Origin of the sequence: Xanthobacter luteus, from assembly GCF_040049235.1 — a bacterium.
Classification (GTDB): Bacteria; Pseudomonadota; Alphaproteobacteria; order Rhizobiales; family Xanthobacteraceae; genus Xanthobacter.
The window spans coordinates 1563113-1579003 of the sequence record NZ_JBDZDO010000001.1; the positions used below are offsets into that span (position 1 = coordinate 1563113).

12 protein-coding genes and 1 pseudogene are annotated in these 15891 nt (G+C 67.8%); 6 read left to right on the forward strand and 7 right to left on the reverse strand.

Annotated elements, in window-relative coordinates:
* Positions 1–51: 51 nt before the first annotated feature.
* The 5 genes and pseudogenes from ABLE88_RS07665 to ABLE88_RS07685 all read right to left on the reverse strand — a co-directional run.
* The gene (locus ABLE88_RS07665; RefSeq protein WP_348830845.1) at positions 52–864 is read right to left on the reverse strand and encodes a hypothetical protein; all 813 of its coding nucleotides are present in this window, start codon (positions 862–864) and stop codon (positions 52–54) included.
* A 62-nt stretch (positions 865–926) separates the two neighbouring features.
* Entirely contained in the window at positions 927–2765 is a 1839-nt protein-coding gene (locus ABLE88_RS07670; RefSeq protein ID WP_348830847.1) for a phage terminase large subunit family protein, read from the reverse strand.
* Complete coding sequence (locus ABLE88_RS07675) at positions 2758–3291, reverse strand: hypothetical protein (protein ID WP_348830848.1); 534 nt, start codon at positions 3289–3291, stop codon at positions 2758–2760. The genes ABLE88_RS07670 and ABLE88_RS07675 overlap by 8 nt, the downstream gene beginning before the upstream one ends.
* A gap of 325 nt (positions 3292–3616) precedes the next feature.
* Positions 3617–5488 (reverse strand): AAA family ATPase, encoded by a 1872-nt coding sequence (locus ABLE88_RS07680; protein ID WP_348830849.1) that lies wholly within the window; start codon positions 5486–5488, stop codon positions 3617–3619.
* 284 nt (positions 5489–5772) lie between these two features.
* Positions 5773–5862: pseudogene (locus tag ABLE88_RS07685) on the reverse strand (IS3 family transposase); the annotation flags it as partial.
* Between the two features lie 650 nt (positions 5863–6512).
* On the opposite strand from ABLE88_RS07685, the gene fabI reads away from it, so the two are divergent.
* From fabI to ABLE88_RS07715, 6 genes are all read left to right on the forward strand, one after another.
* Positions 6513–7277 carry an enoyl-ACP reductase FabI gene (gene fabI / locus ABLE88_RS07690; RefSeq protein WP_348830850.1) on the forward strand — a complete coding sequence of 255 codons (765 nt, stop codon included), beginning with the start codon at positions 6513–6515 and terminating at the stop codon, positions 7275–7277.
* 87 nt (positions 7278–7364) lie between these two features.
* Entirely contained in the window at positions 7365–8822 is a 1458-nt protein-coding gene (locus tag ABLE88_RS07695; protein ID WP_348830851.1) for a bifunctional enoyl-CoA hydratase/phosphate acetyltransferase, read from the forward strand.
* The gene (locus ABLE88_RS07700) at positions 8819–10021 is read left to right on the forward strand and encodes an acetate/propionate family kinase (RefSeq protein ID WP_348830852.1); all 1203 of its coding nucleotides are present in this window, start codon (positions 8819–8821) and stop codon (positions 10019–10021) included. Before ABLE88_RS07695 ends, ABLE88_RS07700 begins: the two co-directional genes overlap by 4 nt.
* Positions 10022–10032: 11 nt before the next feature.
* Complete coding sequence (locus tag ABLE88_RS07705) at positions 10033–10686, forward strand: CoA transferase subunit A (protein WP_348830853.1); 654 nt, start codon at positions 10033–10035, stop codon at positions 10684–10686.
* Positions 10687–10721: 35 nt separating this feature from the next.
* Positions 10722–11375 (forward strand): 3-oxoacid CoA-transferase subunit B, encoded by a 654-nt coding sequence (locus tag ABLE88_RS07710; RefSeq protein ID WP_348831112.1) that lies wholly within the window; start codon positions 10722–10724, stop codon positions 11373–11375.
* Positions 11375–12271 carry an HD domain-containing protein gene (locus ABLE88_RS07715; RefSeq protein WP_348830854.1) on the forward strand — a complete coding sequence of 299 codons (897 nt, stop codon included), beginning with the start codon at positions 11375–11377 and terminating at the stop codon, positions 12269–12271. The genes ABLE88_RS07710 and ABLE88_RS07715 overlap by 1 nt, the downstream gene beginning before the upstream one ends.
* A 118-nt stretch (positions 12272–12389) precedes the next feature.
* Here ABLE88_RS07715 and ABLE88_RS07720 read toward each other — a convergent pair whose 3' ends face one another.
* Together ABLE88_RS07720 and ABLE88_RS07725 are read right to left on the reverse strand one after the other, a co-directional pair.
* Complete coding sequence (locus tag ABLE88_RS07720; protein WP_348830855.1) at positions 12390–14804, reverse strand: DUF3141 domain-containing protein; 2415 nt, start codon at positions 14802–14804, stop codon at positions 12390–12392.
* 263 nt (positions 14805–15067) lie between these two features.
* The gene (locus ABLE88_RS07725; protein WP_510182861.1) at positions 15068–15886 is read right to left on the reverse strand and encodes a DsbA family protein; all 819 of its coding nucleotides are present in this window, start codon (positions 15884–15886) and stop codon (positions 15068–15070) included.
* Positions 15887–15891 lie beyond the last annotated feature (5 nt).

Genomic DNA, 15891 nt, shown 5'->3' on the forward strand with positions numbered 1-15891 from the left:
TGACCGCAACCGCGATCACAAACCACGTTATTAGCCCCCATCTCATCCACATCAGTTTTGCCCCAGGGCTTGCTGCGGATTTATCATCACATTTTGATGAACCTCAGCAGACTCGCCAGAAACAATCGCCGATTTCTGACTGGCGTCTGAATTATATTTAGTTCCACTTACCGTTCTAGCTTTAATACTTCCGCTACCTGACTCTGCATAATCAACAGCATCCTTGAGACCATTAGAAGATGTATCAAGGCCATTTGGGTTTGATACCGTCGTCTTGACTTTTGTGGCTCCGGTATTATTGACAATTTGCTTGACTTCTTCCCTTGCGCTCGAACCGGCGGTCCAAAGTCCGTTTGGAGGCGTGAACGTAATTGACAGGTACGAAATTGGCGATTCCGATTTTTCGACAAAACTGAAAAATGTTCCAGGATTATTGATGGGATTAATCTCCAACTCAAACGGAGAATCTATCAAATTGTTAATATGTCGTATCATAGATTTAAGTATGCTGAATCCATTTCCAATTTGGGGATTAACTTCAAATCCTAACTTATGTCCATCTGCATGATCTGTTGGATCTATTACTAAAGTTGACGCTTGCCATGCAGGCATTTGCTCGCGTTCGAATCCGCGCTCTGGAGCAGAGTGATACTCAATTAATCTCGCCCTTCCAATTCGCGCTATTATACGTTGATGAGAATTTTTTATATAAACGTAATCAAACGTTGTTTTTCGGTGCTCAAATTGCCAGTTTTGGGAAAAAATTTTCTCCATATAGGAATCTTTTTCTTCTACAGTTGCGAATAGAGAGGGTCTGCGCGTTGCCACAACAGAAATTCGAAACAGGTCAAATTGAGTTGCCATTCTACTAGTCCCCACCCCGACTCGCGCCATGGTTGCCGAGATTGGAAGCCGTGTCGAGAGGCCTATGTTTCAAGCCATCGCGAGCGGATGACTTCGCTCGGCTTTTGGCGCGAGCTTGGTTCCGCTTCATTCGAAATGGCTCGCTCCCCCCGCATTGTTATTGCGAGACGCTGGCCTATTGCCTGCATCGCAGCATAAGCATACACTCGGCAATCCAGGGCCTCATTCCTGACGCCTGGGTCTTTCCGCCATTCCCGAATTGGCACGCCGCGTCGCCAGGTCTTCATGAGCCGCTCGGCGCCGAGCTGGCGGAAGTAATCCAGGTCCCTCCCCACCGGGAAATGGCAGTAGCCGGGGCCTGGTGCGGCGAGGCGCAGGCGATTGGTGATCGCCTCTTTCGCCGCGTCCACGCCGACGATGAAGGGCGTCAGCAGCTTCGCCCGGTCCTTCGGCTTGGGCGGGCGCTTCGGCCACACCGGAAGGCCGGGACCGGCGCGGCCCTTGATGGCCCACACCCGCCGGCCGCCGCGGTCGCGGGCGAAGCGATAGACGGTTTGCGTGTGGTGGCCGCCCGAATCGATGGCGACGGCGCGGATGGGTACGGCGCCCATCATCCGATGCGGGAAGGTCCGCAGCAGCTCAGCGTCGAGCGCGCGCCACACCTCCGGCTCGGCCGGGTTGCCCCACAGCACCGTGTATTCGAGCGACCATGATTCCTCGCCCGGCCCCCAACCGACTATTTCAAGCTCCAGGCGGTCGCCCTGCACGTCCACCCCGGCGGTGATGACCGCCACCGGCTCCGGCAGTTCGTGGCCCCAATCTTCGAGGCGGGAGAGGAAGCCCGCCGCCTCGATGGCCGCGTCGTCGCGGTCCTCGAAGGGCTCGCCAAGCTTCAGGTTGGTCCAGGCCTTCAACCGCAGCGGGTCGTTCTTGGCGGCGAGGAAGTCGGCCGCGATCTCGCCCCAGCTCTCGAAAGGCGAATAGAGCGCCGAGAGGTGGAAGCCGGCGGTCAGCCCGTCGCCCTCGGCGGTCGCGCGCCACTCGCCGGCCGCCAGTAGCGCCGGCTTATCCGCCTCCTCGATCACGCCCCCGCACGTCTCACAGGCATAGAAGGCCCTGCGCGGCTCGCCCTGCGGCCATGTCACGCCGCGCCAGGCGAGCACCTGAGGCGTGCCGCAATGGGGGCACGGCACAAAGAACCGGCGCCGGTCACTCTCCGCATAGGCCTTCTCGATGCGGGAGAGGCCCGCCTCGGTGGGCGTCGAGATGAGGAAGATCTTGCGCCGGCCGCGAAAGGTCACGGTGCGCTGGATCGCGAGCGCCACCGGGTCGCCCTCGCCGTCCGCGTCGGCCGGGAAGGCGTCCACCTCGTCGAGCACCAGGTAGCGCGCCGGCGTCGAGCGCAGGCCGGTGGCCGAGTTCGCGCCGGTCATCACCAGGGCGCCGCCGGGAAACTCCTTCATGCCGACCGTGTTGCCGGGGTCCTTCGCGCGGGCGGGCGCGATCTTGTCCTTCAGGGCCGGCGTGCCCTCGATCAAGGGCTCGATGCGCGTGCGCGAGTTCCGCCGCACCATGTCGATGCTCGGCCACACAGCGAGGATTAGGCCCGGCGCATGGGCGATCCAGTAGCCGATGGCGTTGAGGCCGGCTTCGGTCCCGCCGGTCTGCGCCCCCTTCATGAGCACCACCCGTTCCATCGGCGAGGCGGTCGAAAGGCAGTCCATCACCTCGCCTAGATAGGGCACGCGGCCGGTGCGCCAGGGTCCGGGCTCGGCGTTCATGCCGGGCAGGATGCGGTGCCGATCCGCCCACTCGGTCACGGTGAGCTGGAGTTCGGGCTTGAGGCCCGCGCGCCAGGCGGCATCCACGAGCGCGGCGGTGAGGTCCGCGAGGTCATCCATGGTCGATGTCTCCGAGCGGCAGATCGGCGAGGCGCGAGAGCTGCTCGCGCACGAGGCGATCCAGCAGGGGCACCACGGCGGCGAGGTCCGCCCCCGTGAGGCGGGCGAGGTCCGGGGCGGCGCGGTGCACCCATCCGATCCAGGCGTCGCGCTCGGCGCGGGCGCGGGTCTCGACGGTGCGCAGCGTCGCCCGCCGGTCGATGAGCTGGCCGCCCATGCGCTCGGCCTTGAGGCGGGCGATCTCCGCCTCGGATTCCTCCTTCGCGGCGCGGGGCGAGAGCGGCGCCGGCCGGCGGTCCTCGTCGAGGGACGCGCGGCGACGGTTCGGGTCGACGTTCGCGGCCACCCACGCCCGGCCGCGCTCGATGTTGATCCGCCCGTTCGGCTCCACCGGGAGGCCGGCGGCGATAAGCTGCGACACCCGCCCCGGCGAGACGCCGATCAGCTCGGCGAAGCCCTTCTTCGACATAGTCTCCGGCGGCTTCCCGCCCCCGCCGAAGAGGTCGGAGCCATGCGTTTCCGGCATGCTCAAGCCTTTCTCAAGCCCCTGATTTTAGGTCTAAAATTGTTCCCCTCTAAAAGAACGTCGCACTACGACTGCCCGTATTGAGGTGGGCATCGGAGTACCTTTGCGAGCCCCCGCAATTCGGCTTCGATGGCCGACTTCTCCTCGTGGAATGCCTCGGGGTCGCGGTGCGACGGGGCCAGCCGGCGCACCCGGCCGGCGAGGCTCGACAAGGCGGCGGTGAGGCTGGTGTCGGGACACGGGACACCCCCCTTAGGGGGATGTCCCGTGTCCCGCTCCCACCGGGACAATCGGGACTGTCCCGCCGGGACATTGGTGTCCCGTTTCATCGGATGATCCATGCGAAGGGCTCCCAGATGCCGACAATGCCCTTGGCTTTGAGGCTCTCCCGCGCACGCTGGAACGCCTTCTTCTTCGCGTCCGGTGTGTCGCCGAGCCCTCGCCTGTAGGCGTACTCCCGCCACGTATCGATGCGCACGCCGCGGGTGGATGCCGGGGCATGACTGCCCGCCATCTCTTCGCCCTGCTCATCGATCGCCTCGGCCAACGCCTCTCGCGCAATCCGCTCGGAGTTGGTGAGCTTGGACAGTCCCTTCGTCTCACCGGGGCTCGCATCCGCTGGCGACACGACGCAGGAGGTGATGTCGTCACCCTCCTCATCGACGCCGAGAACCGATGGCCGCAGCTCGTACGTGAAAGGCGCGATGTCCCCGCCGTCCTTCACCTTCGCGATCTTGCCTTCACACAATCCCGTCTCATGACGGGATATCTCGATGGCCGCGTCGACGGCGCCCAGCAGGGCATTCGAGCCCCGCGCGCCGCGCTCGCGGTCCTTTCCGGAGTGGTGCACCACGAGGACGTGGCAGCCGAGTTCGCGCTGCATGCGCTCGGCCCGCTGCACGACGAGATTGATGTCTCGCGCCTTGTCCTCGTCGCCTGATCCGATCATGCGCGAGAGGGTGTCCAGCACCACCAGGCGCAGCGGCTCGCACATGAGGCCGGCATGCTGCTTCACGTCCGCAATGAGCGTCTCGACGCCGTCCTCATCGTCGAACAGGTTGACTGAAGAGGGCACGAGGACGAACGGGCGCCCCGCCTCCCCTGCCCGCTCCTGGCGCCACGCCTTCATGCGCTGGCGCATGCCGGAGCCGCCCTCACCCGACACGTAGACCACGCCGCCCGCCACGACGCGCCGACCAAACCAGGCGCGGCCATGGGCGACGTGCAAGGCGAGGTCCAGCACGAGGAACGTCTTCGACGTGCCGGGCGGGCCGTAGACGGTCGAAAGGCCGCCATCGATCAGCAATCCCTTCACGAGCCAGGAGAGCGCCGGCTGCTTGTCCTCATCGCCCCACCAGACCGCCGGCAGGCGCGTGGCGACGCTCGGCTTCCAGGGCGGCGCTTCTTCCGCAAGGCGGTGCAGTTCGTCGGCCGTGCCGCCAGCATCAAGCCAGTCCGACACATCGCCTTTGCGCGGGAGGTTCGCGAGCGAGAGCACGCGCACGCGCGCCGCAACAGGCGAGAGCGACCGTGCCACCTTGTCGGCGTGGTCCCGGCCGGCGTCGTCATTATCGGGGATGATGACCACATCGGCCCCGGCGAAATGGCCGGCGAACTCGTCGCGCCACTTTCCGGCGCCAGCAGCGTTGCACGTGGCCGGGATGTTCAGCGCTCCGAGCCGGTCAACGTCCTTCTCGCCCTCGACAATGAAGACGGTGCGCTCCTGTGCAATGGCCTCCAGCACCTCGGGAAGATGATAGGGTGCGAGGCGAACCCCCTTCAGGTTCCACAGGTGGCCGCCGTGCCCGTCCGGCCGGCGCTGGCGGAACTCCTTCGGCTCGAAGCGCACCACCTCGAAAAGCAGCGTCCCCGTCTCGTCGTGATAGGGATACGTGGCGACGATGCGCTTGCCCGCGCTGGGCATCTCGGGGCGGCCCGCGAAGTCGGGGAACTCCTGGCGCAGCCATTGAAGAGCAGCCTCTCTACCGCCCGCGATGCAATGCGCGATGAAATCGAGGACGCCACCGCCTTTGTCTGCCTCATTGTCGAACCAAGTGCCCTTGTGGGGACCTCCGATCTTGACCGACAAGCTGCCGTTGGTGCCGTACCGCCAATCCATCTCGGTAGACAAACGCGCGTTCGGCTCTCCACGGAGCCGCAGCGCAACCGCACCCATCATCTCGGGGAAATCGCTCATCGCGCACACCTCGTGCGCTTGGGGAGCGAGGCGGAAAACGATGGAATATCAATGGCCTCATTCGGCCCAAAACCATCGTCAACGCTTTGAACTAGATCAGGAAAACCCCATCCCTTGGGAGCGCCATTCTTTTCAAGATCTTAGCCCCGCCATTCGCGGGGCTTTTGTGTCTTTGGGAAGTATGCGTCGGCGGACGCCAGCGGATTTTGGCGGGATTTGGTGAGTCGGTGGGTGGAGGGCTGAACCGCCCCGCGTTTTCTAGCCGCCCCGGCTTTGGCTTTGTGCTGCCGTTCGAACTCGATGGGCGACAGCATCCCGTTGCGTGCGTGCTTGCGGGTGGGGTTGTAGAACATCTCGATGTAATCGAACACGTCCGGCCAGCTGCCCGCCGGCCCATGGCGACCGAATTGGCGCGATTCTGCACCGCCTCCTTCGCGGCTTCATTGCGGCGCCCGGTCCAAACGTGGGCGGCCGCTGGATGATCAGCGGGAGCGTGGCGTGGGTCGGCATGGGCTGCGCTCCGCGCGTTGGATCGGGGCACTCGATCCGTCAGCCGCGTGGGTGCCGGCAAAGTTCCGTATCAGGTCGCGGCCCGATGCCGATGCGCAGGGACATCGTCCGCTTTGGCGACCTCCGCCTGGCTCGGCCGCCGGTCGGCCCCGCCCGTTTCCGGCGCGCGGGGCGCGCTGCTCCCGCCGCGGGGGCGAGGCACGGCGGCCGCGCGCGGATGCGGCCGGCACTTCCGAGCAAGACTTGGCGCAAGCAAGAAGACTGCGCTGCTTGACGCGGATCAATAATATTTCGGACATAAATATTTCGCGAAACATATGCGATGCACGCCTAGCATTGAGGTCGGATCTTCCCGGCGCGCCATCCGGACAGGCGGACGCATCGCTTGAGTTCGCTTGGCCGGCGGACCCGCCGTCGGCGGGGTGACGCGGGACCGATTTGTCGCGTGGGGCGTGCATCCAAGACGAAACGAGCTGGACCAAACGGACTGGACCAAACGGACTGCCGGGGGCACATGTTCGCTCTTCACGATCACAAGGCGCTCGTGGTCGGCGTCGCCAATGACCAGTCCATCGCCTGGGGCTGCGCCAAGGCCCTGCGCGATCAGGGGGCGGACCTCGCCATCACTTATCTCAACGGGCGTGCGGAGAGCCATGTGCGCCCGCTCGCCGAATCGATCGGCGCGAGCCTCGTCCTGCCGCTCGACGTGAGCGTGCCCGGCGAGCTCGAGGCGGTGTTCGATCAGATCGCCGCCCGATGGGGGCGGCTCGACACCGTGCTGCACTCCATCGCCTTCTGCCCGAAGGAGGATCTGCACGGCCGGGTGATCGACTGCTCGGCCGAGGGCTTCGCCAAGGCGATGGACGTCTCGGTCCATTCCTTCCTGCGCATGATCCGCCTTGCCGTGCCGCTGATGCGCGAGGGCGGCACCTGCATGACGGTCTCCTTCTACGGCGCCGAGAAGGTGGTCGAGCACTACAACGTCATGGGTCCGGTGAAGGCGGCGCTGGAATCGGTGGTGCGCTACGCCGCCGCCGAGCTGGGGGAGAAGCGGATCTCGGTCCATGCCCTGTCCCCCGGCCCGCTCAAGACGCGCGCGGCCTCCGGCATCGGCCATTTCGACGACCTCTTGACCGCCGCCGCCGAGCGCGCGCCGACCCACCTGCTGGCCTCGATCGAGGACGTCGGCGCCTTCGCCGCCTTCCTGGCGAGCCGGGAGGCCGCCAACGTCACCGGCGGCGTCCACCAGATCGACGGCGGCTACAGCATCATCGGCTGACCTGCCGCCGCGCGCCGGAGGTCCGCCGGCCGTGATCATCCTCCAGCCGCCGCCCCCCGGGCGGCCGACACAGAAGGCTGCCTGTGCATGAAGCGCGAGAACAGGACGTTCGATGAACTCCAGGTCGGCGACGGCGCGGAGCTGCGCCGCGTCTGCACCGCCGACGACCTCTTCGTGTTCGCCACCGCCTCCGGCAACCACAATCCGCTGCATCTGCCGGGCTACGATCTCAACCGGGACGGCAAGCACGACGAGGTCACCGCCCCGGCCATGTGGGTCGGCTCGCTGATCTCGGCGGTGCTCGGCAACATCCTGCCCGGCGCCGGCACGCGCTACCGCGCGCAGACGCTCGAATTCCTCGGCCAGGCGAAGGCGGGGGACGACCTCGTGGTGCGGGTGCGCATCACCGAAAAGCGCGGCGACGGCGACGTGGTGCTGGCCACCACGGTCTACCGCGAGGCGCCGGAAGAGCTGCTGCTGCGCGGCGAGGCGGTGGTGACCGCGCCGCGGGCCAAGATCGAATACGAGGAGCAGGACATTCCCGGCCTGCTGGTGCAGCGCCACCGTCACTTCGACGCGCTGGTGGCCCGGGCCGAGGCCCTGCCGCCGCTCACCGTGGCGGTGGTGGCGCCGGAGGAGCCGAACTCCCTCGGCGGCGCCCTCTTGGCGGCGCGCCACGGCCTCATCACGCCGATCCTGATCGGCGCGCGCGACAAGATCGCGGCCGCCGCCAAAGAGTGCGAGGAGAGCCTCGAGGGCATCGAGATCATCGACGTCGGCGATCATGCCGCCGCCGCCAACACCGCGGTGGACCTGGTCGCCCAGCACCGCGCCAGCGCGGTGATGAAGGGCCACCTGCACACCGACGAGCTGCTGCACGCCGCTTTGCGCAAGGAGAACGGCCTGCGCAGCGGGCGTCGCTTCACCCACATCTTCGTCATGGACGTGCCGGGCCTGCCCCACCCGCTGCTGGTGACGGACGCCGCCATCAACATCCAGCCCGACCTTTCGACCAAGATCGACATCGTCCAGAACGCCATCGACCTCGCCATCTCGCTCGGCATCGCCCAGCCGAAGGTGGGCGTGCTGTCGGCGGTGGAGACGGTGAACCCGCAGATCGCCTCCTCGGTGGACGCGGCGCTGCTCTCGAAGATGGCCGAGCGCGGCCAGATCACCGGCGGCCTGGTGGACGGCCCGCTCGCCATGGACAACGCCATCGACGTCGCCGCCGCCCGCACCAAGGGCATCACCTCGCCGGTGGCCGGCCACGCCCAGGTGCTGGTGGTGCCGAACCTCGACGCCGGCAACATGGTGGCCAAACAGCTGACCTATGTCTCCCACGCCGAGGGCGCGGGCCTGGTGATGGGCGCCAAGGTGCCGATCATCCTCACCTCGCGGGCCGACAGCGCCAAGGCGCGCCTCGCCTCCTGCGCGGTGGCCGCGATCCACCATGCGCGCATGGCCGCGGAGAAGGCCGGCTCCAGGGACGCCGCGCCGAAGCAAGCCGCGCCGAAGGAAGCCGCCCCCAAGGAAGCCGCTCAATGACGACGCTGCCGGTCGCGCTCACCCTCAATGCCGGCTCGTCGTCGCTGAAGTTCAGCCTGTTCGACATCTCCGCCGCGCCGGCGCAGATGGCCATCGGCCTGGTGGAGAATATCGGCGGGCAGCCGCGGCTGAAGGCCGATCTCGGCGACACCCTGGCGCGGGTGGAGCGCGAGCTTCCCCCGCATGAGGCCGCCGACCACATCGGCGCCCTCGCCACCGTGCTCGATCTGCTGCGCGCCGCCTTTGCGGACGCCAAGGCCTCGGTGGTGGGCCATCGCGTGGTGCATGGCGGCCCGCTCCACGCCGAGCCCATCGTCGTCACCGAGCCGGTCCTGGCGGAGCTCAGGCGCCTGTCGCCGTTCGCGCCGATCCACCAGCCGCACAACATCGCCGGCATCGAGGCCGCGCGCGCCGCGTTCCCCGACGCCCTGCAGGTGGCCTGCTTCGACACCGCCTTCCACCGCCATCACCCGAAGGCCAACGATGTGTTCGCCCTGCCGCGCGAATATTACGACAGGGGCATCCGCCGCTACGGCTTCCACGGCCTCAGCTACGAATACATCTCGGGCGAGCTGAAGCGCATCGCGCCGCAGATCCATGCCGGGCGGGTGGTGGTGGCGCATCTCGGCAACGGCGCCTCCATGTGCGGCATCCTCGGCGGGCGCTCGGTGGCGTCCACCATGGGCTTCACCGCCCTCGACGGCCTGCCCATGGGCACGCGCTGCGGCCAGGTGGATCCCGGCGTCATCTTCTACATGGTGCAGCAGGAGGGCCGCACCATCGACGAGGTGCGCGACATCTTTTACACCAAATCGGGCCTGCTCGGCCTGTCGGGCATCTCCAACGACATGCGGGTGCTGGAGGGCGCGGGCGTGCCGGAGGCCAACGAGGCGATCGATTATTTCGTGTTCCGCATCCGCCGCGAGCTGGGCGGCCTCGCCGCGGCGCTCGGCGGCCTCGACGCCCTCGTCTTCTGCGGCGGCATCGGCGAGAATTCGCGCAAGATCCGCCGCCGCATCTGCGACGGGCTGGACTGGATCGGCCTGGAACTGGACCATGACCGCAACGACAGCAACGCCCGGGTGATCTCGACCGATTTCAGCCGGGCGCGGATCATGGTGATCCCGACCAACGAGGAAATCGTCATCGCCCGCGCGGCCCAACGATTGCTGTCCGCCCGGCAGGACGCGGCGAGCTGAAGGAGGGGAACATGAGGAAGGCAATCCGAGCGGAGGAGGCGGCGGAGATCATACCCGACGGCTCCGTCCTGCTCATCGGCGGCTTCATGGGCGTGGGCACGCCCGAGCGCATGATCGACGCGCTGGTGGCGCGCGGCGCGAAGAACCTGACCGTGGTGGCCAACGACGCCGCCATGCCCGGCCGCGGCATCGGCAAGCTGGTCAGCGCCGGCGCCGTCTCGCGCGCGATCATGTCGCATATCGGCCTCAACCCGGAGATCCAGAAGAAGATGATCGCCGGCGAGGTGGAGGTGGAGCTGGTGCCCCAGGGCACGCTGGTGGAGCGCATCCGCGCCGCCGGCGTCGGGCTCGGCGCGGTGGTCACCGCCACCGGCATCGGCACGCCGGTGGAGGACGGCAAGCAGGTTCTCGAGATCGGCGGCAAGCGCTATCTGGTGGAGCTGCCGATCCACGGCGACTTCGCCCTGATCGCCGCCCAGCAGGCCGACTATGCCGGCAACCTCATGTATTCGCTGACCGCCCACAACTTCAACCCGATCATGGCCCTGGCGGGGCGCACCGTGATCGTGGAGCCGGAGATGATCGTTCCGGTCGGCGTCATCTCGCCCGACGCGGTCAAGACGCCGGGCGTGCTCGTCGACCACATGCTCGCGAGGGCCGCGTGATGGATGCGAAAGTGACGGAACGCCCGCGCGCGGGCATGAGCGCCAAGGAAGTGATCGCCCGCCGCGTGGCGCAGGAGATCAAGCCCGGCATGCTGGTCAATCTCGGCATCGGCTTGCCGAGCATGGTGGCGAACTTCATTCCCCACGACTACGGGGTCTATTTCCAGGCCGAGAACGGCGTCATCGGGCTCGGCGCCCGGCCGCCGGAAGGCATGGAGGACCCCCATCTCACCGACGCCGGCGGCGGCTTCGTCACCGCGGTCCCCGGCGCCGCCGCCATCGACAGCGCCATGAGCTTCGGCATCATCCGCGGCGGCCATCTCGACATGACGGTGCTCGGCGGCCTGCAGGTGGACGAGCGCGGCTACCTCGCCAACTGGACGGTGCCCGGCAAGATGGTGCCCGGCATGGGCGGCGCCATGGACCTGGTGGCCGGCGCCAAGCGCGTGGTGGTGGCCATGGTGCATTCGGCCAAGGGCGAGGCGAAGATCGTGCCCGAATGCGTGCTGCCGCTCACCGCCATGCGCCGCGTCAGCCTGATCGTCACCGAGCTCGCGGTGATCGAGCCGACCCACGAAGGGCTGCAGCTGCGCGAGCGGGGGCCCGACGTGAGCGTCGAGCAGATCCTGGCGCAGACCTCCGCGCGGCTCATCTTCGACGGGGACGTGCCCGAGATGCGGATCGGCTGATGGCCGCCGTCACCGACCTGACGCGCGCCTTGGCCTTCGCGGCCGAGGCGCACGCCAACCAGCGTCGCAAGGGCGCGGCGCAGGAGCCCTACGTCAACCACCTCATCGAGGTGGCGGACCTGGTGGCGCGCGCCACCGACGGGGCGGACATCGAGCTGCTGATCGCCGCTCTGCTGCACGACGTGGTGGAGGACACGCCCCGTTCCGCCGCGGACGTGGCGCAGGCGTTCGGCGCCCGGGTGGCGCGCATCGTCACCGAGAATTCCGACGACATGGCGCTGCCGAAGGACGCGCGCCGGCGCCACCGCATCGCCGCCATGGCGGCGAAATCCCAGGACGGGCGCATCGTCAAGATGGCCGATGTCATCTCCAATCTGCGCGCCGTCGTGGTGTCGCCGCCCGCGGGCTGGAGCGCCGACCGCAAGCTCGGCTATCTGGAGGGCTGCCGCCAGCTGATCGATGCCGGCCGCGGCGCCAGCGCCATGCTGGAAGAGGTGTTCGACCAGACCGCCCGCGATGTGGAGCGCGTGATCCGCGAGGCCGCCGCGTTCGAGATCGAGGGGCACGCCGTCGCCGTGCGCCATCTCGAAAATGCGGTCGGCCAGCAGGTGCACCTGATCTACCTGCCAAACACCGGCTGCCGCCCGCTCGCCGAAGCCGACATGGACGCCTTCTGCCTGACGCTGGCGCGCACCTTCCCCTCCGCCACGGTCCAGCAGGCGCAGGCGATCTATGAGGGGCGGCGGCGGCCGATCCTGCTCGCCCGCATCCGCACCGACAGCACCGACGCCATCGTGGCGACCGCGCAGCGCCTGTGCATCGAGTTCGACCAGCGCTTCGTCGGGGTCGAGGTCGACGGGCGCTACGTGCGCATCTACGCCGACGACACCGCCTGAACCCGACACCGCCTGAACCCGGCACGGCCCGAACCCGGTCCGGCACCATCAAAGCGCCATCCGCAAGCGATCCGCCACCCCGTCCTGCGGGGCGGCGGGCGCAACGTGGGTGGCGGCGCTACTGCGCCGCCACCGGGAGGGTCGACAGCGGGTCGTCCAGCACGTCCAGGGTGGCCGGCGGCAGGTCCAGCACCTGGCGGAAGCGCTGGAGCATGGCGAGGGTGCGCGGCTCCATGTCCGCCAAAGCGCCGGGCACGAACTGCACCACCTCGCACGCGCGGTGCCGCTCCTCCGGCGTGCGCAGCAGGTCCGGCAGGGTGTCGATGGCCGCGGCGCCGGCATATTCCACGATCAGGCTCTGCTCGTGGATGATCTGGGCGCGCTGGGCGGTCTTCAGGGAGCGGAACGGCTCGTCGCGCGTCAGCACGCGGGCGGACCGCTCCAGCCGGTCGCGCCGCACCGTGCCGCGCGCATCCGCAAGCAGGATCAGCATGCGGATCACCGCCTCGACGAAGCCGCCGGAGGAGACGTGCAGCAGCGCCGACTGCACCTCGGGAAGCGCGACCAGCTCCTCCTTCGACTTGCGGGTGCGCTCGAAATTGAAGTTGCGGCCGAACCAGCGCATCTGGGGGGTGGCGTAGATGCTGAAGAACAGCACCTCGTACCAGGCGTCGCGCAGGTCGCGGATGATGTCGAACGACTGCTCGATCGCGTCGGCGACCAGCTTTTCCGCCAGCACGAAGGGATTGTCCTCGGCCGCCGGCTTGCGGCTCTGCGCCGTCGCCTCGGCGCTCGAGGGCAGCGCCGCGAGCAGCGGATTGCGCGAGGAGAGCATCGCCCGCTGCAGCCGCAGCGGGTGAAGCTGGCGGCCGAGCTCGGCGCTTGCCCGCGTCACGCTCGCCTGCACGAGGGGCCGCAGGAAGATGTCGTAGAGCTCGCCCTGCAGCTCGGACAGGCGCTCCACCGCGCCGAACGGCAGTTCGTCCTGGCGGCCGTCTGCGAAGCCGGGCAGATCGGCGATCCGGCGCTCGGCGAACGAGACGGTGAAGTGCTTGGCCTGACTGTCGGCCGCTTCCTCCTCATCCTCGATCACCATCTCGTAGAGGCCGGGCGCCAGCGCCTCGATGGTCTTGAGCGTCGAGGCCATCTCCTGGTGCTCGCGCTTGGCGATGGAGGAGGAGACGAAGATGCCGAGATGGCCGATGGTGTCGTGCACCATATAGACGATGCGCTGGCCGCGGATCTTGATCTCGGTCTCGTCCGCATAGGTGTCCATGATCCAGTTCACGGCCTGCTTCACCGGGGTGATGTTGTCGCCGTGGCTGGCGAAGACGATGATCGGCGAGCGGATCTGCTTCACGTCCAGCACCCGGCCGTGCTCCAGGCGCGCCTCGTTGCGGGCGAGCTTGTTGCCGACGAACAGCTCGCGCACGATCCACACGATCTCCGGCTCGTTGAGCAGGAAGAAGCCGCTCCACCACTTCTCGAAATCGAGGAAGCGGCCGCGCTCGGTGTCCACCTTCTCGAACAGGTCGTAATACTTGCGGAACCAGGTGCGGCCCGGATTGAGCAGCTCGAAATTGAGCACCAGCCAGGCGCCGTCGAAGACGCCGTCGCCATAATCCGACCAGAACATGGGCTGGACCTGACCGCCCAGGAGGCCGGCATTGTAGCGCATGGGGTTCGAGCCCACGTCGCCGGACCAAGTCTCCACCGGCGCGCCGTTCAGCACCAGCGGGCCGGTGATGTCGGGGTTGGACGCGCCGAGCACCAGGGTCGCCCAGCCGCCCTGGCAATTGCCCACCACCACCGGCTTCGGCGCGTCCGGATGCTGCGTCTGGACGTGCCGCACGAAGGCCGCTTCGGCGCGCGCCACGTCGGCCAGGGTCTGGCCGGGCTCGGGATCGCGCCAGAAGGCGGTGAAATAGACCGGATGGCCGCCCTTCAGCGCCACGCCCACCTGGCTGTCCGCCTTGAAGCCGCCGATGCCGGCGCCGTGGCCGGCGCGCGGGTCGATGATCATGTAGGGCCGCTTCCAGTCGAACACCTCGACGCCCTGCGGGGGCAGGATCTTCAGCAGCATGTAGTTGCACGGGCGCGGCAGCTTGCGGCCGTCCACCGCGATCTCGTAGTCGTAGATCAGCACCGGCGGGCAGCCGGCCGCCTCGTGGGCGAAGAAATTGTCGCCGCGCTCGCGCAGGCAATCGGCGAGCAGCACCGCGCGCTGCATCCGGTCGGTGGCGTAGTCCTGCGCGTCGCGCAGCAAAGCGTGCGGCGCACTGCCGGGCCGGGTCACCTGGGCGACCAGCGACGTCAGCGCGTCGAAGGTCGCGCGCAGGCGCTGGCCGTGGGTGGCCGAGATGTTGGCGAAGTGGCGACCGGCGGCCTTCGAGGTGAGATCGCCGACGGTCGACCATTCCGCGAGCTGCGCCGTGAGCGCCACGGCGCGCTGACCGGCGGTCCAGGCATTGCCGTCCGTCACCGCCGAGAAGAAGGGATTGGCGTGATCCTCCTGATGGCCGACACCGTTCACGATCCCCTCCCCTGTCCGATGGGACCGCCCCCGCTTGGGCGCCGGCTTCAAGGCATTCGCCCCCATCGCAGTTCATCAATACGCAAGATTTGCTGCAGATCGGTGTCTGACTTGAATCAAAATATTTGAGCCGACTTCATCTGTCCCGGTGGTAGGGGAGCCTGCTCTGCACGACATCCTGGTCGCGCGACCTTTGGCGCCGGAAACGCGGCGCGGTGCGCGCCTGGCCGCCGCACGGGCCGGATCGGCCGGCCCGCGCTTGCTCAGCGGGGGCTCTCCGCGCGGGCCGCGCGCACGCGCTCCTTGAGGGCGGTGAGCCCGATCGCGCCGGGGATGACCGCGGTGCCGATCACGTAGCCCGGCGTGCCGTTGATGCCGAGCGCGGCGGCGAGCCGGCGCGCCTCCGCCAGCGTCTCGTCCGCCTCGCTGCTCGCCATGTCGCGCTCGAGGCGCGCGCGGTCGAGGCCCGCCGTCGCGCCGGCCGCCAGCGCCCGCTCGCGCGAGACCCCGCGCTCGGCCATCAGCGCGCGGTGGAAAGCGAGGAATTTTTCGCCGCTCGGGTCCTGCATGCGCACCGCCACCGCCACCCGCGCCGCCTCCAGCGAGGTCGGCCCGAGCACCGGGAGCTCCTTGAGCACGAACTTGACGCCCGGATCCCCGCCGACCAGCGCCAGCATGTCGGCGAGCGCCCGTTTGCAGTAGCCGCAATTGTAATCCATGAACTCGACCACGGTGACGTCGCCCTGCGGGTTGCCGAGCGTCACCTGGTGCGGCGAGGCGAACAATGCGGCGGCCTGGCTGCGGATCGCCGGCGCCTTGTCCGCGCTCGCCTGGCGCCGGCTGCGCAGCAGCGCCTCGAGCGCCTCCTTCAGCACCTGCGGGTCGCGGGCCAGATAGTCCTTCACGATCGCCTCGACCACCTCGGGATGGCGCGCGAGATAGTCCCTAACGATCGCCTCGATCCGCGGGCGCTCCGGGTCCGCCGCCTCGGCGCGGGCAGGCATGGATCCCGCCGCGAGGACGAAGACGACGGTGACGGCGGTCGCGACCGCGCGCGGAACCAAGCGGGGCGGCATCCTCATCGCGA